This is a genomic window from Pseudomonas sp. MH9.3 (genome assembly GCF_034354675.1).
Classification (GTDB): Bacteria; Pseudomonadota; Gammaproteobacteria; order Pseudomonadales; family Pseudomonadaceae; genus Aquipseudomonas.
Genome location: NZ_CP133785.1, coordinates 2,528,227 through 2,548,649, shown reverse-complemented (window position 1 = coordinate 2,548,649; position 20,423 = coordinate 2,528,227). Strand labels below are relative to the sequence as shown.

General features: G+C 63.1%; 17 protein-coding genes. 8 read left to right on the top strand and 9 right to left on the bottom strand.

Annotation, left to right across the window (positions count from 1 at the left end; all coding sequences use genetic code 11):
* The first annotated feature begins 237 nt into the window (after positions 1 to 237).
* From purL to RHM60_RS11120, 3 genes are all read left to right on the top strand, one after another.
* Positions 238 to 4,134, top strand: a complete 3,897-nt coding sequence (gene purL, locus RHM60_RS11130) for a phosphoribosylformylglycinamidine synthase (protein ID WP_322214602.1) — start codon at positions 238 to 240, stop codon at positions 4,132 to 4,134.
* A 4-nt stretch (positions 4,135 to 4,138) separates the two neighbouring features.
* Positions 4,139 to 4,450 carry an NGG1p interacting factor NIF3 gene (locus RHM60_RS11125; protein ID WP_322214443.1) on the top strand — a complete coding sequence of 104 codons (312 nt, stop codon included), beginning with the start codon at positions 4,139 to 4,141 and terminating at the stop codon, positions 4,448 to 4,450.
* A gap of 209 nt (positions 4,451 to 4,659) precedes the next feature.
* Positions 4,660 to 5,598 (top strand): pectate lyase, encoded by a 939-nt coding sequence (locus RHM60_RS11120; protein ID WP_322214442.1) that lies wholly within the window; start codon positions 4,660 to 4,662, stop codon positions 5,596 to 5,598.
* A gap of 143 nt (positions 5,599 to 5,741) precedes the next feature.
* Here the strand turns inward: RHM60_RS11120 and nagE are convergent, their stop codons facing one another.
* From nagE to RHM60_RS11085, 7 genes are all read right to left on the bottom strand, one after another.
* Positions 5,742 to 7,442 (bottom strand): N-acetylglucosamine-specific PTS transporter subunit IIBC, encoded by a 1,701-nt coding sequence (nagE, locus tag RHM60_RS11115; RefSeq protein ID WP_209984480.1) that lies wholly within the window; start codon positions 7,440 to 7,442, stop codon positions 5,742 to 5,744.
* 25 nt (positions 7,443 to 7,467) lie between these two features.
* Complete coding sequence (gene ptsP / locus RHM60_RS11110) at positions 7,468 to 9,981, bottom strand: phosphoenolpyruvate--protein phosphotransferase (RefSeq protein WP_322214600.1); 2,514 nt, start codon at positions 9,979 to 9,981, stop codon at positions 7,468 to 7,470.
* A gap of 29 nt (positions 9,982 to 10,010) precedes the next feature.
* Positions 10,011 to 11,033 carry an SIS domain-containing protein gene (locus RHM60_RS11105; protein WP_322214441.1) on the bottom strand — a complete coding sequence of 341 codons (1,023 nt, stop codon included), beginning with the start codon at positions 11,031 to 11,033 and terminating at the stop codon, positions 10,011 to 10,013.
* Positions 11,014 to 12,120, bottom strand: a complete 1,107-nt coding sequence (nagA, locus tag RHM60_RS11100; RefSeq protein WP_209984475.1) for an N-acetylglucosamine-6-phosphate deacetylase — start codon at positions 12,118 to 12,120, stop codon at positions 11,014 to 11,016. Before nagA ends, RHM60_RS11105 begins: the two co-directional genes overlap by 20 nt.
* Positions 12,121 to 12,130: 10 nt before the next feature.
* Positions 12,131 to 12,889, bottom strand: a complete 759-nt coding sequence (locus RHM60_RS11095) for a GntR family transcriptional regulator (RefSeq protein ID WP_322214440.1) — start codon at positions 12,887 to 12,889, stop codon at positions 12,131 to 12,133.
* Between the two features lie 262 nt (positions 12,890 to 13,151).
* Complete coding sequence (locus RHM60_RS11090; RefSeq protein WP_209984468.1) at positions 13,152 to 13,655, bottom strand: L,D-transpeptidase family protein; 504 nt, start codon at positions 13,653 to 13,655, stop codon at positions 13,152 to 13,154.
* Positions 13,656 to 13,679: 24 nt separating this feature from the next.
* Positions 13,680 to 14,231, bottom strand: coding sequence for an NUDIX hydrolase (locus RHM60_RS11085; RefSeq protein ID WP_231423219.1), 552 nt, complete (start codon positions 14,229 to 14,231; stop codon positions 13,680 to 13,682).
* 147 nt (positions 14,232 to 14,378) lie between these two features.
* Here RHM60_RS11085 and RHM60_RS11080 point away from each other — a divergent pair, with 147 nt between their 5' ends.
* From RHM60_RS11080 to purT, 5 genes are all read left to right on the top strand, one after another.
* Positions 14,379 to 14,981, top strand: a complete 603-nt coding sequence (locus RHM60_RS11080) for a CoA pyrophosphatase (RefSeq protein WP_057007247.1) — start codon at positions 14,379 to 14,381, stop codon at positions 14,979 to 14,981.
* Between the two features lie 35 nt (positions 14,982 to 15,016).
* Positions 15,017 to 15,541, top strand: coding sequence for a gamma carbonic anhydrase family protein (locus RHM60_RS11075; RefSeq protein ID WP_231423218.1), 525 nt, complete (start codon positions 15,017 to 15,019; stop codon positions 15,539 to 15,541).
* Positions 15,538 to 15,753 (top strand): DUF1289 domain-containing protein, encoded by a 216-nt coding sequence (locus RHM60_RS11070; RefSeq protein WP_209984459.1) that lies wholly within the window; start codon positions 15,538 to 15,540, stop codon positions 15,751 to 15,753. The genes RHM60_RS11075 and RHM60_RS11070 overlap by 4 nt, the downstream gene beginning before the upstream one ends.
* A gap of 141 nt (positions 15,754 to 15,894) precedes the next feature.
* Complete coding sequence (locus RHM60_RS11065) at positions 15,895 to 16,362, top strand: preQ0 transporter (protein WP_209984456.1); 468 nt, start codon at positions 15,895 to 15,897, stop codon at positions 16,360 to 16,362.
* Between the two features lie 69 nt (positions 16,363 to 16,431).
* Positions 16,432 to 17,613, top strand: coding sequence for a formate-dependent phosphoribosylglycinamide formyltransferase (gene purT / locus RHM60_RS11060; protein ID WP_322214439.1), 1,182 nt, complete (start codon positions 16,432 to 16,434; stop codon positions 17,611 to 17,613).
* 104 nt (positions 17,614 to 17,717) lie between these two features.
* Here the strand turns inward: purT and RHM60_RS11055 are convergent, their stop codons facing one another.
* The gene (locus RHM60_RS11055; protein ID WP_322214438.1) at positions 17,718 to 19,028 is read right to left on the bottom strand and encodes an MFS transporter; all 1,311 of its coding nucleotides are present in this window, start codon (positions 19,026 to 19,028) and stop codon (positions 17,718 to 17,720) included.
* A gap of 152 nt (positions 19,029 to 19,180) precedes the next feature.
* Complete coding sequence (locus RHM60_RS11050) at positions 19,181 to 20,419, bottom strand: transporter associated domain-containing protein (protein WP_209984447.1); 1,239 nt, start codon at positions 20,417 to 20,419, stop codon at positions 19,181 to 19,183.
* Positions 20,420 to 20,423: the final 4 nt, after the last annotated feature.

Genomic DNA, 20,423 nt, shown 5'->3' with positions numbered 1-20,423 from the left:
ACTTGTCTGCTAGCGCCGCAAAAACTGTGCTGCAGCCCGCAGAAACGCGGGTTGGCGCACGATTGTGACGGTTAAAATAACTGCGCCCAACGCCAGGGATTTTGCCCCGATAGGGTGCAATCACGGCCAACTGACGTTCGGCGGCGGCCAGCGGTGCCGTTTCGGGTGCCGTTGGCGAAGGTTTACGCTAGAATGCACGGCCTCAAAGCACACCCCCTTCCCGAGGCTGTCCCGAAGATGTTGATCCTGCGCGGCGCTCCTGCCCTTTCTGCCTTTCGCCACAGCAAACTCCTTGAGCAACTGAGCCAGAAGGTTCCAGCGGTTACAGGCCTGTATGCTGAATTTGCTCATTTCGCCGACGTTAACGGCGTCTTGACCGCCGACGAACAGCAAGTGCTGGCACGCCTTCTGAAGTACGGTCCCAGCGTTCCCGTTCAAGAGCCCGCCGGGCGCTTGTTCCTGGTTCTGCCACGGTTCGGCACCATCTCGCCCTGGTCGAGCAAGGCCAGCGACATCGCCCGCAACTGTGGCCTGGACAAGATCCAGCGCCTGGAACGCGGCATCGCCTTCTACGTCGCCGGGCAGTTCAGCGACGCCGAAGCCGAGCTGATTGCCAGCAGCCTGCACGACCGCATGACCCAGATCATCGTCAGCCAGCTGGAACAGGCCGCCGGCCTGTTCGGCCACGCCGAGCCCAAGGCGCTCACCGCGATTGACGTGCTCGGCGGTGGCCGCGCCGCCCTCGAGAAAGCCAACACCGAACTGGGCCTGGCGCTCGCCGAAGATGAGATCGACTACCTGGTCGACGCCTTCAACGGCCTGCAGCGCAACCCCCACGACATCGAACTGATGATGTTCGCCCAGGCCAACTCCGAGCATTGCCGTCACAAGATCTTCAACGCCAGTTGGGACATTGACGGCCAGAGCCAGGAAAAAAGCCTGTTCGGCATGATCAAGAACACCTACGTGATGCACAGCGAAGGTGTGCTGTCGGCGTACAAGGACAACGCCTCGGTGATCGTCGGCTCGGTCGCCGGTCGCTTCTTCCCGGACCCTGAGACCCGCCAGTACGGCGCGGTGCAGGAACCGGTGCACATCCTGATGAAGGTCGAGACCCACAACCACCCGACCGCGATTGCCCCGTTCCCGGGCGCCGCCACCGGTTCGGGCGGCGAAATCCGCGACGAAGGCGCCACCGGCCGTGGCGCCAAGCCCAAGGCGGGCCTCACCGGTTTTACCGTGTCCAACCTGCAGATCCCGGGCTTCGAACAGCCCTGGGAAGTGCCCTACGGCAAGCCTGAGCGCATCGTCACCGCGCTGGACATCATGATCGAAGGCCCGCTGGGCGGCGCCGCGTTCAACAACGAATTCGGGCGCCCGGCGCTCACCGGTTATTTCCGCACCTTCGAACAGTCCATCACCACCCCGCGTGGCGATGAAGTGCGCGGCTACCACAAGCCGATCATGCTGGCCGGCGGCATGGGCAACATCCGTGAAGAACACGTCAAGAAAGGCGAGATTCTGGTCGGCTCCAAGCTGATCGTGCTCGGCGGCCCGGCGATGCTGATCGGCCTGGGCGGCGGTGCAGCTTCCTCAATGGCCACCGGCACCAGCTCGGCGGACCTGGACTTCGCTTCAGTACAGCGCGAAAACCCGGAGATGGAACGTCGCTGCCAGGAAGTCATCGACCGTTGCTGGCAGTTGGGCGACAAGAACCCGATCAGCTTTATCCACGACGTGGGCGCCGGTGGCTTGTCCAACGCCTTCCCGGAACTGGTCAACGATGGCGAGCGGGGCGGCCGTTTCGAACTGCGCAACATTCCAAATGACGAGCCGGGCATGGCCCCGCACGAAATCTGGAGCAACGAATCCCAGGAGCGCTACGTACTCGCCGTCGGCCCTGAAGATTTCGCGCGCTTCCAGGCTATCTGCGAACGCGAGCGTTGCCCGTTTGCCGTGGTCGGCGAGGCCACGGCCGAGCCGCAACTGACCGTGACCGACAGCCACTTCGGCAACAGCCCGGTGGACATGCCGCTCGAAGTGCTGCTGGGCAAGGCCCCGCGCATGCACCGTTCGGCGGTTCGTGAAGCCGAGCTGGGCGATGATTTCGACCCGCGCGCGCTGGAGCTGGCCGACAGCATCGAGCGCGTGCTGCACCACCCGGCCGTGGCCAGCAAAAGCTTTCTGATCACCATCGGCGACCGTACCATCACCGGCCTTGTGGCCCGTGACCAGATGGTCGGCCCGTGGCAGGTGCCGGTGGCCGACGTTGCCGTCACCGCCACCAGCTTCGACGTGTACACCGGTGAAGCCATGGCCATGGGCGAGCGCACGCCGCTGGCCCTGCTGGACGCTCCGGCGTCGGGCCGCATGGCGATTGGTGAAACCCTCACCAACATCGCAGCTTCGCGCATCGGTAAATTGTCCGATATCAAACTGTCGGCCAACTGGATGTCGGCCGCCGGCCATCCCGGTGAAGACGCGCGCCTCTACGACACCGTCAAGGCCGTGGGCATGGAGCTGTGCCCGGAGCTGGGCATCACCATTCCGGTGGGCAAGGACTCCATGTCCATGGCCACCCGCTGGAACGAGGACGGCACCGACAAGAGCGTCACCTCGCCGCTGTCGCTGATCGTCACCGGTTTTGCCCCGGTCACCGATATCCGCCAGACCCTTACCCCGCAACTGCGCATGGACAAGGGCACCACCGACCTGATCCTGATCGACCTCGGCCGTGGGCAGAACCGCATGGGCGCCTCGATCCTTGCGCAGACCCACGGCAAGCTCGGCAAGCAGGCGCCGGACGTCGACGACGCTGAAGACCTCAAGGCCTTCTTCGCCGTGATCCAGGGCCTCAACGCCGACGGCCACCTGCTGGCTTATCACGACCGTTCCGATGGTGGCCTGCTCACCAGCGTTGTGGAAATGGCCTTTGCCGGTCACTGCGGTCTGAACATCGTGCTCGACAGCGTTGCCGAGGATGCCTCTGAAATCAACGGCATCCTGTTCAACGAAGAGCTGGGCGCCGTGATCCAGGTACGCCAGGACGCAACCCCGGACGTACTCGCCCAATTCAGCGCCGCCGGCCTGGATGACTGCGTGGCCGTCATCGGCCAGCCGATCAACAACGGTGAGATCAACATCTCGTTCAACGGCGACACCGTGTTCTCCGGCCAGCGCCGCCTGCTGCAACGCCAATGGTCCGAGACCAGCTACCAGATCCAGCGCCTGCGTGATAACGCCGATTGCGCCGAGCAGGAATTCGACGCGATCCTGGAAGAAGACAATCCGGGCCTGAGCACCATGCTCAGCTTCGACGTGAACCAGGACGTGGCCGCGCCCTACATTAAGAAAGGCATCCGGCCACAGGTTGCCGTGCTGCGTGAGCAGGGTGTCAACGGCCAGGTGGAAATGGCTGCCGCGTTCGACCGTGCCGGCTTCAATGCGATTGACGTGCACATGAGTGACATCCTCGCCGGTCGCGTTGACCTCAATGAGTTCAAAGGCCTGGTCGCCTGTGGCGGTTTCTCCTACGGCGACGTGCTGGGGGCCGGCGAAGGCTGGGCCAAGTCAGCGCTGTTCAACAGCCGCGCCCGCGATGCGTTCCAGGGCTTCTTCGAGCGCAACGACAGCTTCACGCTGGGCGTATGCAACGGTTGCCAGATGATGTCCAACCTCAGCGAACTGATCCCCGGCAGCGAGTTCTGGCCACACTTTGTGCGCAACCGCTCCGAGCAGTTCGAAGCGCGCGTTGCCATGGTGCAGGTGCAGGAGTCCAACTCGATCTTCCTGCAGGGCATGGCCGGTTCGCGCATGCCGATCGCCATCGCCCACGGTGAAGGCCACGCGGAGTTCGCCAGCGAAGAAGCGCTGCTCGAAGCCGACCTGTCCGGCACCGTGGCCCTGCGTTTCGTCGACAACCACGGCAAGGTCACCGAAGGCTACCCGGCCAACCCGAACGGCTCGCCGCGCGGGATCACCGGCCTCACCAGCCGCGACGGCCGCGTGACCATCATGATGCCGCACCCGGAGCGCGTGTTCCGCGCCGTGCAGAACTCGTGGCGCCCGGAAGAGTGGGACGAAGACGGCGGCTGGATGCGCATGTTCCGCAACGCCCGCGTGTGGGTGAACTGAGGCGGTGTACAAGCTCGCCTTCTTTGTACCCGCAAGCCATGTGGAGACGGTGAAAACCGCCGTCTTCGCCGCCGGCGGCGGGCGCATCGGCAACTACGACAGCTGCGCCTGGCAAGTGCCGGGCCAGGGCCAGTTTCGCGCATTGGACGGCAGCCAGCCGTATCTTGGGCAGGTGGGTCAGGTTGAAGTGGTTGAAGAATGGAAGGTTGAGATGGTGGTGGCAGATGCGTTGATTATGGCTGTTGTGGCTGCTTTGAAGCTGAGCCACCCGTATGAAACACCGGCTTATGAGGTATGGCAGTTGGCGGATTTTTGATTCGACGGCTGTAAAAACAGGAAACCCGCTGGGCCGGTTTGGTCAGCGGGTTTTTTATCGTCGGTTGAAACTTGCTCGCGAAGGCGGCGTCCCGGACAGCCTGGATTTGAATAGGGGTTGACGATAATAAATTTATAAAGCACTGTTTGCATGTACAGTATTTGTACCCGTGACCAGGACGGTCATGTTTCTTTAGAGAGGGAACTCACATGTCTTATCCAGAAAGCAAACTCAACGGCATCACAGGCTTTGCCAAGGCTGCCAAGGTTACCGGCGGCTGGGCAGGTCCCGTGGTCAATATTACCAACCTGGATCAACTCAAGGCCAATATCGGCGACGCGACCCCTCGCGTGCTGGTGATCAACAGCAACCTTTCGGCTTCCAGCCTGACCAAAGTGAACCTGGGCTCCAACAAGACCCTGGTGGGCTCGTTCCAGAACCGCACCCTCACCAACATCCACCTGCGGGCAACCTCAGCGTCGCAAAACATCATTTTCCAGAACATCGTTTTCCAGCACTCGGCTGGCATCAAAGACAACGACGACATCCAGCTGTACCTCAACCACGGCAGCAAGTACTGGATCGACCATTGCTCTTTCGTCGGTCACACCTGGTCCGTCAACGACGGCAGCCTCGACAAGTTGCTCTACATGGGTGACAAGGCCGACTATGCGACCATCAGCAACTGCTTCTTTGGTAACCACAAGTACGGCTTGATCCTCGGCCACCCGAGCGATGACAACAACACGGCGTTCAACGGTTTTCCACGGCTGACGATCTGCCATAACCGCTTCGACAATCTGGAAGTGCGCGCACCGGGGCTGATGCGCTATGGCTACTTCCATGTCTATAACAACTACATCAACAAGTTCCACCTGGGCTTTACCCTGGCGCAAAACGCCAACATTCTTTCCGAGTACAACCACTTTGGTGAGGGCAGCGCCAGCAACGGCATGTTGGACGACAAAGGCAACGGCACCTTCACCGATATCGGCAGCGTGCCTGCGATCACTAACCAGAAGTCGCCGAAGGCGCAGTGGACGGCCAATTCCAACTATGACTACGCGTTGAAGACCGCCGTGCAAGCCAAGGACTTTACGGTGAAAAACGCGGGGGCTCAGTCGGCCAATCTGGTCTTTGGTGGCTAAGACCCGGGTGGCAGGCGCCTGATTCTCGGGCGCCTGTCAGGCCCAATCGGGAGCAAGCCCCCTCCCACATTTGAACGTATTCACATAGTCAAAATGTGGGAGGGGGCTTGCTCCCGATTGGGGCCAATGGAACCACTGTGCTTCTAAACCCTGGAACCGACCTCACGGTCACCGACCAACCGCTCCAGCGCTTCACCCAGGCCCAGGGCCTTGTCGCCAATCAACAAGTGCCAGACTCCGCTTTCCAGCCGGCTGACACCCTGACAACCCAGCGCGGTCAGGGCCGTTTCGGACAACCCCGAGTCATCTCCCAATTCCACCCGTAACCGCGTCATCGCCACGGCCTCCAACTGCTGCACATTGGCTCGTCCGCCCAGTGCACTCAGCCATTTCTCGGCCTCCTGCACATTCACCGCCGCTGGTTTATCCACAGGCGCAACCGGCGCACTGGCAACAAACGACGGCATCGCCAGGCGAATTTCATCAGCAATGCTGTCGGCCAGCGGCCCGACCACCACCTGCAAACTCCCGCCATTACCCGGCCGCACCACCGCCATGGCGCCCAGCGCTTTCAACTCCGCATCCACTGCCTTGTTGCGATCGACCATGTCCAGGCGCAACCGCGTGGTGCAGGCGCCCACACTCAGCAGATTGTCCGCACCGCCCAGCGCGCGGATATAAGCCGTGGCACGCTGGTTGTCGTTCATCACCTCAGCCTGCGCCACCTGGATATCTTCCCGGCCCGGTGTCTTCAGGTTGAAACGGCGAATGCAGTAGCTGAACACGCTGTAGTAAATCAACGCGTAGGCCAGGCCAACCGGGAATATCAGCCAGCCATTGGTGGACTTGCCCCAACCCAGCACCATGTCGATAAACCCTCCGGAGAAGGTAAACCCGAGGTGGATATTCAGCAGGTTGGTCACGGCCATCGACAGGCCGGTCAGCACCGCGTGGATCAGGTACAGGAACGGCGCCAGAAACATGAATGCGAACTCGATCGGCTCCGTCACGCCGGTCAGGAACGAGGTCAGCGCCATCGACAGGAAAATCCCGCCCATCACTTTGCGCCGTTCCGGCAGCGCGTTGCGGTACATCGCCAGACACGCGGCAGGCAGGCCGAACAGCATCACCGGGAACATGCCGGTCATGAACTGGCCGCCTTTGGGGTCGCCGGCGAAGTAACGGGTCAGGTCACCGGTGACGACCGCGCCGGTGACCGGGTCGGTAAAGGTGCCAAACACAAACCAGGCCATGTTGTTGAGGATATGGTGCAGGCCGGTGACGATCAGCAGCCGGTTGAACACACCAAACACGAAGGCGCCGAGGCTGCCGCTGTCCATCAGCAACGCGCCGAAGCTGTTGATGCCCTGTTGGATCGGCGGCCAGATCAGCCCAAAAATCACGCCAAGGCCAACCGCGCTGAACCCGGTGACAATCGGCACAAACCGTCGCCCGCCAAAAAAGGCGAGGTACTCCGGCAACTTGATGTCCTTGAAGCGGTTATACAGTCCGCCTGCCATCAAGCCACTGGCGATACCGGCGAGCATGCCCATGTTGATGGTGGTGTCCATCACCTTGAGAGTGGAGATCATCACCAGGTAACCAATCGCACCGGCCAGACCTGCCGTGCCGTTGTTGTCGCGGGCAAAACCCACGGCAATGCCGATGGCGAAGATCAATGCCAGGTTGGCGAAGATCGCTTGCCCGGCGTCGTGCATCACCGCGATGTTCAAAAGGTCGGTATCGCCCAGGCGCAGCAGCAGGCCGGCAATCGGCAGAATCGCGATCGGCAGCATCAAGGCGCGGCCCAGGCGTTGCAGGCCTTCGATGAAATGTTGATACATGGCGTGTCTCCTTTTGTTGTTGTTATCAGCTCAGCGGCCAGTGGTGTTGACAGGCCTGGCGAACGGCTCGGGCGCTGCTCAGGTCGAGCAGGCCCTGGCTCAGTTGCCGGCAGTGCGCCGCATCCAGGTGGCGGACGCGGTCCTTGATTTCGCCGATCTGCAGCGGGCTCACCGACAGCTCGCTGACGCCCAGGCCGATCAGCACCGGCGTGGCCATTGGGTCGCAGGCCAGGGCGCCACATACGCCAACCCAACGCCCATGTTTCGCCGCCCCCGCGCAGGTCTGGGCAATCAGCCGCAGCAGCGCCGGGTGCAACGCATCGACCCGCGCCGCCAGACCGGCGTGATCGCGGTCCATGGCCAGGGTGTACTGGGACAGGTCATTGGTGCCGATGGACAAAAAGTCTGCATACAGCGCGAGCTGCTCGGCCATCAGTGCAGCGGCGGGCACTTCGATCATCACGCCCAGTTCCGGACGCCGGGTCAGTTCCAGCTCGGCGCATAGTTGATCCAGGCGCTGGCGGATCTGCAGCAGTTCATCCACCTCGCTGACCATCGGCAGCAGGATGCGGCAGCGTTCGAGCGGCGCTACTTGCAGCAGCGCGCGCAGTTGCTGGTCGAGCACATCGGGGCGCACCTGGGCCAGGCGAATACCGCGCAGGCCCAACACCGGGTTGGCCTCGGCGGGCAACGGCAGGTAGTCCAGTTGCTTGTCGCCGCCCACATCGATAGTGCGGATGATCACCGACTTATCGCCCATGGCATCCAGTACGGCTTGATAGGCCTGACGTTGCTCCTGTTCATCGGGCGCGGTGCGACGGTCGACGAAGAGGAATTCGGTACGCAACAGGCCGACGCCGTCGGCGCCGTTTTCAAAGGCCACCTCGGCTTCGGCGCTGGAGGCGACATTGGCAGCGACTTCAACGCTCACGCCGTCGGTGGTGTGTGCGGGTAATTGGGCCTGGGTCTGTTGCTGCTGGCGGCGCAGCTTCTGCGCGTCGAGAATCTGGTGCACTTGGGCGTGCCGGGCGTCGCTGGGCGCCAGTTCCAGGCGACCATTGGCCGCGTCCAGGACCACACGCTGGCCCTGCGGCACATCCAGGAGTTCGGTGCCCAACGCCACCACGCAGGGCAAGCCCTGACCCCGGGCCAGGATCGCCACGTGGGACGTCGCGCCACCTTCGGCCATGCAGATGCCGACGGCGTTTTGCGCGCTCAGTTGCAGCAGGTCGGACGGTGTCAGCTCATGGGCGCTGACAATCGCACCCGTCGGCAATTCGACATGCCAGGCGTCACCGAGCAAGGCGCGCAACACGCGTTGTTGCAGGTCACGCAGGTCGTTGGCGCGTTCGGCGAACAGCGGCTTGCCCAGCGCCAGCAACACCGCGCATTGGGCCTGGATCGCATCGCGCCAGGCGTGGGTGGCGGCGCTGCCGTGTTCGATGGACGCGGTGGCCGCGTCAAGCAGCGCCGGGTCTTCCAGCAGGGCCTGGTGGGCGGCGAAGATGTCTTCTTCCTCGGCGTTTTTGCGCTGCCGAGCGTGCGCCAGCGTGTCGCGGATTTCGCCGCGCACCTGTTCCAGCGCCGCGTCCAGGCGTTCGAGTTGTTCATCGACGCGATGGCCGCCGGTATCGGCTGGCAGCTCAACGCCGCTGAGACGGATCAACGGTCCGCACACCAGGCCGGGCGCAGCGCACACGCCTTGCAGCACGTCGGCTTCGACGCGGACTCGAGGTGGCGCAGCGGTAACGGCCGGGGGCTGATGGGCTTCGCTGATTGTCACGGACAGGGCGGCCACCAATGCCTGCAACGCCGCGTCGGCGTCGTTGCCGCGACAGCTGACGCGTACTTCATCGCCCTCGCCAATGCCCAAGCCCATCAGGCCAATCAGGCTGTCGCATGCCGCCGATTTACCCGCGAAGTGCAACTGTGCCTGACTGCTGAAGCCCTGGGCGGTTTTGCGGATCAGCGCAGCCGGACGTGCGTGCAAACCACCACGGTGAGTAACGCGCACACGGGCGCTGGCCTCGACCGTTGAGTTATCCACAGCGGTTTGAACGCAGGCGGCTGAACGCACGGCGACCTGCATCAACGGCTCGCCGACCTTCACGGTTTTCAATGACCGAGGCGTCAGTTCAAAGCGTTCGCTGTTGGTCAGAATGATCGGGCTTACCAGGCTCTTGCACCGCCGCGCGATGCGGTCCAGGTCAAAGCGCACCAGTGCCTGCCCGTTGCTCACCTGCGCACCGTGCTCGACCAGCAGCTCAAAGCCTTCGCCACCCAGCTCCACGGTGTCGATGCCCAGGTGCATCAGCAGTTCGGCGCCGTTTGCAGCGCGAATCGTCAATGCATGCCCGGTGCGGGCGACATGGATGATCACACCGTCGCACGGCGCATGCAGGCAGTCATTCAACGGGTCGATGGCGATACCGTCGCCCATGGCGCCGCTGGCGAACACGTCATCGGGGACGTCGCCCAGGGCCAGCAGCGGCCCGCTGAGGGGAGCGCTGAGGGTCAATACATTATTGTTGTTGGACATGGGCACGGTACTCATCAGGAAAACACCACTCAGTGAGTGCGGGTGACTTTGCTCAGGTGGCGCGGCTGGTCCGGGTCCATGCCACGAGCTTCAGCGAGACCTGCGGCCATCACGTAGAAACTCTGGATGGCCAGGATCGGATCGAGGCTCGGGTGCTCGGCGCGGCTCAGGGTCAGGTCGCGTTCGGCGATATCGTCCGGCGCGGCCAGCAACACGCGGGCGCCGCGCTGGCGCATATCGGCGGCCAGGCTCAACAGGCCGGCCTGTTCGGCACCGCGTGGGGCGAATATCAGCAGCGGGTAGTTTTCGTCGATCAGGGCCATCGGGCCGTGGCGCACTTCGGCGCTGCTGAAGGCTTCGGCCTGGATCGCCGAGGTTTCCTTGAGCTTGAGCGCAGCTTCCTGGGCGATGGCAAAACCGGCGCCACGGCCGATCACCATCAGGCGCTGGCTGCCTTTGAGGGCGTCAATGGCGAGTGTCCAATCCTGCTTCGCGGCTGCACGCAGCTCGTCGGGCAGGGCGCGGCAGGATCGCAGCAAATCGGCTTCCTGGCTCCAGTGTCCGATCAACTGCGCGCTGGCGCTGAGGGTGGCGATAAAGCTTTTGGTCGCCGCCACGCTGAGTTCCGGCCCGGCGCACAGTGGCACGTGGAATTCGCAGGCGGCTTCCAGCGGCGAGTCCTCGGCGTTGACCAGCGAGATACTCAAGGCCCCGCGCTTGCGCAGCAGGCGCAGGCTGTCGACCAGGTCCGGGCTCTGCCCCGACTGCGAGAAACCGAACGCCACCTGGCCGCTGACCTGCAACGGTGCCTGCAACAGGGTCACCACCGACATTGGCAGCGACGCCACCGGGATGCCCACATGCTGCATGGCGAGGTAGGCGAAGTAGCTGGCGGCATGGTCGGAACTGCCGCGGGCGATGGTCAGCGCCACCTGCGGCGGCTGGCGGCGCAGGCGCTCGGTGATGTTCTGCAGTGGCACGCCGAGGCGTTGCAGTTGCGCGGCGACGGCATCAGCGGAGGCCAGGGCCTCTTCAAGCATTTTTGAAGTCAATGGTTTCTCCTTCGACCATTACGTCGGTGAGGGTCAGGGCGCGGTCCAGGCGCACGCAGTCGGCAAAGCTGCCGGGTTGCAGGCGGCCGCGCGCCTGCAGGCCCAGGTAGTCCGCCGGAAATTGCGACAGGCGTTGTGAGGCTTCGCTGATGGGCAGGCCGATTTTCACCAGGTTGCGCAGCGCCTGATCCATGGTCAGCGTGCTGCCGGCCAGGGTGCCGTCGGCCAGGCGCACGCCGCCCAGGCATTTGGTCACGGTGTGGCTGCCCAGCTTGTATTCGCCGTCGGGCATGCCGGCGGCGGCGGTGGAGTCGGTCACGCAGTACAGGCACGGGATCGAACGCAGGGCCACGCGCATGGCACCGGGGTGCACGTGCAGCAGGTCGGGGATCAGCTCGGCGTATTGGGCGTGGGCCAGCGCGGCGCCGACGATGCCGGGTTCACGGTGATGCAACGGGCTCATGGCGTTGTACAAATGGGTGAAGCTGGTGGCGCCGGCTTCGAGGGCGGCCACGCCTTCTTCATAGCTGCCCAGGGTGTGGCCGATCTGCATGCGCACGCCGCGTTCGCTGAGCGCGCGGATCAACGCCGCGTGGCCGGCGATTTCCGGCGCGATGGTGATCACGCGGATCGGCGCCAGGGCGAGGTAGGCCTCCACTTCGGCGATCAAGGCGGTATGGGCGAAGTTGGGCTGGGCGCCGAGTTTGCCCGGGTTGATGTAGGGCCCTTCCAGGTGTACACCGAGCACCCGCGCGCTGCCGGTGGGGCGTTGCTCGCAGAAGGTGCCGAGCTGGCCGAGTACGCGGGAAATCTCCTCCACCGGCGCGGTCATGGTGGTGGCCAGCAGTGAGGTGGTGCCAAAGCGCACGTGGGTGCGGGTGATGGTCTCGAAGGCGCTTGCACCTTCCATGATGTCGGCCCCGCCGCCGCCGTGCACATGCAGGTCGATAAAGCCCGGTAGCAGGTAAGGCAGGTCATTGTCGGCGGGGTCACAGGGCGTGCCTTCGATGGCGCTCACCCGGCCGTTTTCGTGCACCAGGCGGCCGCGAATCCAGCCCTGGGGTGTGAGGATGTTGTCTTCGGACATGGGCAGTTCTCTAGAGTCGCAGTTCAGCGGAGTAGTCATGACGACGCAGCTCTGCGACAAAGTCGTAGTAGTCGTTGCGGCAGTAGGTGTCGGTGATCTCAATCGGCGTGTTGTCGGCGGTGTAGCCAACCCGCGACATCAGCAGCATGGCGGTGCCGGGGGCGATGCCCACGAGGGCGGCGAACTCGTCCGACGCATTGATTGCCTGCACATGCTGCAGGGCGCGCACGATGGGCTTGCCGATGCCTTCCAGGTATTCGTAGAGCGAGTTGCCCAAGGTGTGCGGCTGTGGCAGCACCGAGGCGGGGAGGGTAGTCATCTCGATGGCCATGACCGTGTCATCGGCTTTGCGCAAACGCTTGAGGCGCGCGACCTTGTCGGTGGGTGACAGGGCGAGACGGATCAGCTCTTCGTGCGTTGGCGGGGTGACCTCGCGCTCCAGCCAGTGCGAGCTGGGCACAAAACCCTTGAGGCTCAGCATTTCGCTGAAGCCCGAGAGGCGCGACAGCGGTTGTTCCAGGCGCGGCGTGATAAAGGTGCCGGAACCCTGACTGCGGCGGATCAGGCCCTGGGCAAACAGCACTTGCAGGGCTTTGCGTGCAGTGACCCGCGAGATACTCAACTGCTCACTGAGTACGCGTTCGGAGGGCAAGGCCTGTTCGGATTTCCACTCGCCGGCATGGATGGCCGCTTCCAGATTACGGGCCAGTTGCAGGTACAGCGGCGTGGATTGCGTGTCGTCAGGGCGCAGGGCCAGGATGGGATTCATGGGTGAGTGTCCGATGCGTTATTTGGAATGTTGTCGCCCGGTATTGGCCGGAAACTAATACCACTTAGATACCATGTCAATGCACCCAAAACCGTGCAGGCACCGGTTTCAGAGCCCTGTATTGGGGCTTGGCATCAAGTGGTATTAGAGAGGTCTTTATGGCGCGCAGAACGACGCAAGCCCGCGCGGTGAACTGGTATTCACCGGCAGGCGCTGTCAGGGGCGGGAAAATATTTCGAATTATTTTACGAGCGGTTGAAGATCAGGGCCGGATCTCGATCAGGGTGCCGTCCTTGACCAGGTTCCAGACCTCGCGCATGTCGACGTTGCGCATGCCGATGCAGCCATCGGTCCAGTCCAGGGTGTGGAACCACTGCTCCGGGTAGTCTGCGGTGTCAGGCGTGCCGTGGATCATGATCATGCTGCCGGGCTTCACGCCTTCGCGGCGGGCGCGGGCGGCGTCGCTGATATTGGGGTAGGAAATGTGCATGGCCAGGTTGTAGCGGTCGCTGACCTTGCGCCAGTCGAGCCAGTAAAAACCTTCCGGTGTACGGCGGTCGCCCTCGATCAGCTTGTGGCCCTTGGGGTTCTTGCCCAGGGAGATGCGGTAGGTCTTCAGGGGCTTGCCGTCGTTGATCAACTGCAATTGGTGGGCAGACTTGAGCACCAGGACCTTCTCCACCGGTTTGCCGCCCAGGGTTTCCAGGGTGGACGCCGATGACAGCGAGGCGAACGACAGGCAGAGCAGAGCGAGCAACCAACGCATTGACACGATTTCCTGGGAGCCGGATCAGGACCGGGCGGTGTTGGACATGGGCGGTACCGCTTCGCTGCGCACGGGGAAAGCCTGTTGCCGACGGTCGGCAAAAAAGCATTCCAGGGTACGCCCCACCGTGCGGAAAGCCAGTTCGGACCAAGGGATATCGGCCTCGTCGAACAGCTTCACCTCAAGGCTTTCGATACCGGCGGCAAAGTTTAGGTCGACGAGTTCTGCGCGGTAGAAAATATGCACCTGGCTGATATGCGGCACGTCGATCAGGGTATAGATCTGCAGGTTGCGGATGCGCGCGCAGGCTTCTTCGAAGGTTTCGCGCACGGCGGCCTGTTCCACGGTCTCGCCGTTTTCCATGAAGCCTGCGGGCAGGGTCCAGTAACCCAGGCGCGGCTCGATGGCGCGGCGGCACAGCAGCACTTGGTCGCCCCACACCGGCAGGGTGCCGGCCACGATATTGGGGTTCTGATAGTGGATGGTGTGGCAGTGATCGCACACATAACGCAGGTGCGCGTCGCCATCGGGGATGCGTTGGGTGACCGGTTTACCGCACTGGCTGCAGAAGTTCATGCTCGGGTTCCTGGAGATTGCGTGCATCTTGGCTTGGTGCCGGGCGTTCCTGCAAGTTGTCGTTTAACGACACGCCTGCGGTTTTGGGGTTGGGCGCCCGCACGCTTTGGTGCATGATGCAAGGTAGCCAACAGACCGAGATGACTCATGCTGGACGAGCTACTTCGCCGGGTAAGCAATCACACGCCGCACACGCTGGAGACCGACGGGCGGTTCCCCGAGGCCGCGGTGCTGGTGCCCATTACCCGCAGCGACGAACCCGAACTGATCCTGACCCTGCGCGCCAGCGGGCTGTCGACCCATGGCGGCGAAGTCGCGTTTCCCGGCGGGCGCCGTGACCCCGAAGACCCGGACCTGATCTTCACCGCGCTGCGCGAAGCCGAAGAGGAAATCGGCCTGCCGCCGGGCCTGGTGGAAGTGATCGGCCCCTTGAGCCCGCTGATTTCCCTGCATGGCATTCGCGTTACGCCTTACGTGGGGGTGGTTCCCGATTACGTCGAGTACCTGGCCAACGACGCCGAAATTGCCGCTGTTTTCAGCGTGCCGCTGGATTTTTTCCGTCAGGACCCGCGCGAGCACACCCATCGCATCGATTATCAGGGCCGCAGTTGGTACGTGCCGAGCTACCGCTTTGGCGAGTACAAGATCTGGGGACTGACCGCCATCATGATCGTCGAGCTGATCAACCTGCTGTATGACGACGCCAGGATCAGCCTGCACCAGCCGCCCAAGAGCTTCATCAATATCTAAGCCATCACCTGAATGGCAAGCCGCGAGGACACACCATGAAATACCGCCTGGGCGACGCCCGCGTCGAGACCCACCCTGACAGCTGGGTGGCACCCAATGCCACACTCGTGGGCAAGGTCAAGCTGGAGGAGGGCGCCAACGTCTGGTTCAACGCGGTGTTGCGGGGCGACAATGAACTGATCCTGATCGGCAGGAACAGCAATGTGCAGGATGGCAGCGTGATGCACACCGACATGGGCTACCCGCTGACCCTGGGCACCGGCGTGACCATCGGCCATAACGCCATGCTGCACGGCTGCAGCGTCGACGATTACAGCCTGATCGGCATTAACGCGGTGGTTCTCAATGGTGCCAGAATTGGCAAGCACTGCATCATCGGCGCCAATTCGCTGATCGGTGAGGGCAAGGAAATTCCCGACGGCTCGCTGGTAATGGGCTCGCCGGGCAAGGTGGTGCGTGAGCTGACCGAGGCGCAGAAGCGCATGCTCGAAGCCAGCGCCGCGCACTATGTGCATAACGCCCAGCGGTATGCGCGCGACCTGGCCGAGCAGCAGGCATGAACCCGGCTGAACGTCCCGTCGCCTCGCCGTGTGTGAGCATCTGTGCATTGGATGATGACGATATCTGTACCGGCTGCCAGCGCACGGTGGCCGAGATTACGCGCTGGAGCCGCATGGACAATGCCGAGCGCCGGGTGGTGCTGGGGTTGTGTCATGAGCGGGCGGTGGCCGGTGGGTTGGTGTTTATGATGCCGGGCAAGTCCGGCGCCTGAACCACCGCCATCGGGAGCAAGCCCCCTCCCACATTTGAATGTATTCACACATCCAACTGGGTGAACCCGATCAAATGTGGGAGGGGGCTTGCTCCCGATGAGGCCTTCTCTGACAACCTAATTACCCACAGGCTCTACCCCATGCTCTTCCTGATCGCCTACATCGGCAGCGTCGTGCTGATCAACTTCGCCTTCTCCACCGCCCCGCACCTGGACGTCATCTGGTCCGCCTGGGGCGGGCTGGTGTTCATCCTGCGCGACATGGTGCAAACCCGCTTCGGCCACGGTGCGATCATTGCCATGCTGGCCGCGCTGGTGCTGTCCTACATCACCTCCGACCCGTCCATCGCGCTGGCCAGCGCCACGGCGTTCGCAGTGTCCGAATGCATCGACTGGCTGGTGTTCAGCATCACCCAGCGGCCGTTGCATGACCGCCTGTGGATCAGTTCGGCGCTGAGCATTCCTCTGGATACCTTTATCTTCTTCGGTCTGATCGGCGCGCTGACCCCGGCCGTTGCAGGTACGGCGCTGGTGTCGAAATTCGCCGGCGTCACGGTGGTGTGGTTGATCATGGCCTGGCGTCTGCGTAAACGGGCTGTCGCCAACTGAGGCCAATTTTTACAGTTCATGTAAAATGCCGGCCTTTCTCCCCATGATCCGCTCCCCTGAGGACCTGAGATGACCCGAATCGGAACTCCATTGTCGCCGACCGCGACCCGCGTAATGCTGTGTGGCTGCGGTGAGCTGGGCAAGGAAGTGGTGATCGAGCTGCAACGCCTGGGCGTTGAAGTGATTGCCGTGGATCGCTACGCCAACGCGCCGGCCATGCAGGTGGCGCATCGCAGTCATGTGATCAACATGCTCGACGGCGCCGCCCTGCGCGCGGTGATCGAGGCGGAAAAACCGCACTTCATCGTGCCGGAAATCGAAGCCATCGCCACCGCCACCCTGGTCGAGCTGGAAGCCGAAGGCTTCACCGTGATCCCGACCGCGCGTGCCACCTCGCTGACCATGAACCGTGAAGGCATCCGCCGCCTGGCTGCCGAAGAACTGGACCTGCCGACCTCGCCGTATCACTTTGCCGATACCTTCGAAGACTACAGCAAGGCCGTGCAGGACCTGGGCTTCCCGTGTGTGGTCAAGCCGGTGATGAGTTCGTCGGGCAAGGGCCAGAGCCTGTTGCGTAGCGCCGAGGATGTGCGCCAGGCGTGGGATTACGCGCAGGAAGGCGGGCGTGCCGGCAAGGGCCGCGTGATCATCGAGGGCTTTATCGACTTCGACTACGAAATCACCCTGCTGACCGTGCGCCACATCGGCGGTACCACGTTCTGCGCGCCGGTCGGTCATCGTCAGGAGAAGGGCGACTATCAGGAATCCTGGCAGCCCCAGGCCATGAGCCCGGTGGCCCTGGCCGAATCCGAGCGCGTTGCCAAAGCGGTGACCGAGGCCCTGGGCGGTCGCGGTCTGTTTGGTGTGGAGTTGTTCATCAAGGGCGATCAGGTGTGGTTCAGCGAAGTGTCGCCGCGCCCCCATGACACTGGCCTGGTGACCCTGATTTCCCAGGACCTGTCGCAGTTTGCCCTGCACGCGCGCGCCATTCTTGGCCTGCCGATTCCGTTGATTCGTCAGTTCGGCCCGTCGGCGTCGGCGGTGATTCTGGTGGAAGGGCAATCGACGCAGACCGCATTTGCCAACCTCGGTGCCGCGTTGAGCGAGCCGGACACGGCATTGCGGTTGTTTGGCAAGCCGCAGGTGAATGGCCAGCGCCGCATGGGTGTGGCGTTGGCGCGGGATGAGTCGATTGAAGCGGCTCGAGCCAAGGCGACCCGTGCTTCGAAGGCTGTTGTTGTAGAGCTCTAAAAGCATCGGGAGCAAGCCCCCTCCCACATTTGAATGTATTCACACATCCAACCCTGTGAACCACGATCAAATGTGGGAGGGGGCTTGCTCCCGATAGCGCTCTATCAGGCCACCTTGTTCAAGTCGTTATCCCGCGTCTCTTTCAGGCACAGCACCGCAATCAAGCTGATCAGCGCCGCCGCCGACACATACCCGCCCACATAACTCAGCCCGCCCATCGCCACCAGCTTGGTCGCAAAGAACGGCGCCGCTGAAGCCCCCACGATGCCACCCAGGTTATACGCAGCCGAAGCGCCGGTATAACGCACACGGGTCGGGAACAGCTCCGGCAGCAGTGCGCCCATCGGGGCGAACGTCACCCCCATCAGGAACAGCTCCAGGGCCAGAAACAAGGCGACCCCCCAGGTCGAACCCTGGGTCAGCAGCGGTTCCATGGTGAAGCCCGACAGCATCGTCAGGATCGCGCCGACGATCAGCACCGGCTTGCGCCCGTAGCGATCACTGGCCAGCGCCGCCAGCGGTGTCGCCAGCCCCATGAACAGCACCGCAAAGCACAGCAGGCCGAGGAAGGTTTCGCGGCTGTAGCCCAGTGTCGACACCCCGTAGCTCAGGGAAAACGCCGTGGTGATATAGAACAGCGCATAGCACACCACCATCGACGCAGCGCCCAGCAGCACCGGCAGCCAATGTTGGCTGAACAGTTCCACCAGGGGCACTTTCACCGGCGCCTCTTTGGCGACGGCATTGGCGAACACCGGGGTTTCATGCAGCTTCAGGCGGGCGTACAGGCCGACCATCACCAGCACCGCGCTGAGGATGAATGGAATACGCCAGCCCCAGCTGCGGAACTGCTCGTCGTTCAGGCTCATCGCCAGAATCAGGAACAGACCGTTGGCCGCCAGGAAGCCGATGGACGGACCCAGTTGCGGGAACATGCCAAACCAGGCGCGCTTGCCCTTGGGAGCGTTCTCGGTGGCCAGCAACGCCGCGCCGCCCCATTCCCCGCCAAGGCCCAGGCCCTGGCCGAAGCGCAGCACGCACAGCAGAATCGGCGCCCAGGCACCGATGCTGTCGTAACCGGGCAGCAAGCCGATCAGCGTGGTGCATACGCCCATCAGCAGCAGCGACGCGACCAGCGTGGACTTGCGGCCAATGCGGTCACCGAAGTGGCCGAACAGCGCCGAGCCCAGTGGACGGGCGATAAAGGCGATGCCGAAGGTCAGGAACGACGCCAGCATCTGTGCGGTGCCGGAGGTCTGCGGGAAGAACACCGGACCGATCACCAGCGCAGCTGCGGTGGCGTAGATGTAGAAGTCGTAGAACTCGATGGCGGTGCCGACGATGCTTGCGGTGGCAACCCGTGCGGTCGAATTGCTCGGGGCGGCAGGCGCTGCCTCGCTATACGTGGTGGTCATGAGGTATCCCTGGCGGTCGTTGTTATTGGTCGAACACCCATAGGACTGGGTGGGCGGGGCTCGCGGGGATTATAGGAACAACAGCGTGGCATCAGCTACCGCAAATCCAGTGCGGGAGGGGGCAGGTCTCCCTCAGGGTGAGCTGTGTTTTGTCAGATCGCGACAGGCACACGGCTGGTGTGCCAGATCAGCACCTTGCTGACCCGGTTGTCCTCGGTCTCGAGGATCTCCAGGCGGTACCGGCCGATCTTCAGGCACACCGCGCAATCCGGAATGGTCTCCAGTGCTTCGGTCACCAGGCCGTTGAGGGTCTTGGGGCCGTCGCTGGGCAGGTGCCAGGTCAGGCTCTTGTTCAGGTCGCGGATCGAGGCGGCGCCGTCGATGATGTAGCGGCCATCGGTCTGGGCCTCGATATGCGGGTTGTCCGAGCTTTGCTCGTTCTCGAACTCGCCGACAATTTCTTCGAGGATATCTTCCAGGGTGACGATGCCCATCACTTCGCCGTACTCATCCACCACCATGCCCAGACGCCGCTGTTGCTTGTGGAAGTTCAGCAACTGGAGTTGCAGCGGCGTGCTTTCCGGGACGAAGTAGGGTTCGTGGCAGGCGCTCAGCAAGCCGTCTTTGGTGAGGCGGGCATCGGGCAGCAGGTGCTGGATCTGCCGGGTATTGAGCACGGCTTCGACCTGGTTGATGTCGCTGTGAAACACCGGCAGTCGGGTGCGCAGGGTATTGCGCAGTTGCTCGATGATCTCGTCGATCGAATCATCCAGGTTGATGCCGTCCACTTCACTGCGCGGCACCAGGATGTCATTCACCGTGATGTTGTCCAGCGCATGGATACCGGGCATGCCAGGCGTACGGTCTTCATCGGTGTCGGCTTGCGGCTCGTCGTCATGATCGGGCAGTGGGTCATCGCTGTGTTTCACCACGCCGGGTTTGCGCGCAAACGGGCGCAATAGCAGCAAGCTCAAGGCATTGAGCAGCCAGGCCAGGGGGTAGAGGAGTTTCAACGGCAGGCCCAGCAGCACATTGCCAAACCCCAGCACCGCCTGAGGGTGGCGGGTGGCCAGGGCGCGGGGCAGGTAGTCGGCCAGCACCAGCAGCAGGGCGCTGGAGATCGCCCAGCCCAGCCAGGGGCCGTTTTGCGCCCACGCATAAATCGCCAGCAGGGTGCAGAGAATCACCACCACGCCCCGGCACAGGGTGTTGCACAGGATCAGGCTGTTACGCGGGAAGTTCAGGCGTGCGGCCGCCTTGTCACCCTGGCGCGTGCCGGGGCGCAGGGCCAGCAGGTGCTGCTGGGCGGCTTCGATGGCGGTAAACAGCGCCGCCCATAACACCAGCAGGGCGATTACCGCGAGCATCGGCCCCAGGGGCAAGTTGTCCATGTGT

Coding starts and splice junctions, on each gene's coding strand:
- purL (WP_322214602.1), top strand. CDS start 238: ATGTTGATCCTGCGCGGCGCTCCTGCCCTTTCTGCCTTTCGCCACAGC.
- RHM60_RS11120 (WP_322214442.1), top strand. CDS start 4,660: ATGTCTTATCCAGAAAGCAAACTCAACGGCATCACAGGCTTTGCCAAG.
- nagE (WP_209984480.1), bottom strand. CDS start 7,442: ATGTATCAACATTTCATCGAAGGCCTGCAACGCCTGGGCCGCGCCTTG.
- ptsP (WP_322214600.1), bottom strand. CDS start 9,981: ATGTCCAACAACAATAATGTATTGACCCTCAGCGCTCCCCTCAGCGGG.
- nagA (WP_209984475.1), bottom strand. CDS start 12,120: ATGTCCGAAGACAACATCCTCACACCCCAGGGCTGGATTCGCGGCCGC.
- RHM60_RS11095 (WP_322214440.1), bottom strand. CDS start 12,889: ATGAATCCCATCCTGGCCCTGCGCCCTGACGACACGCAATCCACGCCG.
- RHM60_RS11090 (WP_209984468.1), bottom strand. CDS start 13,655: ATGCGTTGGTTGCTCGCTCTGCTCTGCCTGTCGTTCGCCTCGCTGTCA.
- RHM60_RS11085 (WP_231423219.1), bottom strand. CDS start 14,231: ATGAACTTCTGCAGCCAGTGCGGTAAACCGGTCACCCAACGCATCCCC.
- RHM60_RS11080 (WP_057007247.1), top strand. CDS start 14,379: ATGCTGGACGAGCTACTTCGCCGGGTAAGCAATCACACGCCGCACACG.
- RHM60_RS11075 (WP_231423218.1), top strand. CDS start 15,017: ATGAAATACCGCCTGGGCGACGCCCGCGTCGAGACCCACCCTGACAGC.
- RHM60_RS11070 (WP_209984459.1), top strand. CDS start 15,538: ATGAACCCGGCTGAACGTCCCGTCGCCTCGCCGTGTGTGAGCATCTGT.
- RHM60_RS11065 (WP_209984456.1), top strand. CDS start 15,895: ATGCTCTTCCTGATCGCCTACATCGGCAGCGTCGTGCTGATCAACTTC.
- purT (WP_322214439.1), top strand. CDS start 16,432: ATGACCCGAATCGGAACTCCATTGTCGCCGACCGCGACCCGCGTAATG.
- RHM60_RS11055 (WP_322214438.1), bottom strand. CDS start 19,028: ATGACCACCACGTATAGCGAGGCAGCGCCTGCCGCCCCGAGCAATTCG.
- RHM60_RS11050 (WP_209984447.1), bottom strand. CDS start 20,419: ATGGACAACTTGCCCCTGGGGCCGATGCTCGCGGTAATCGCCCTGCTG.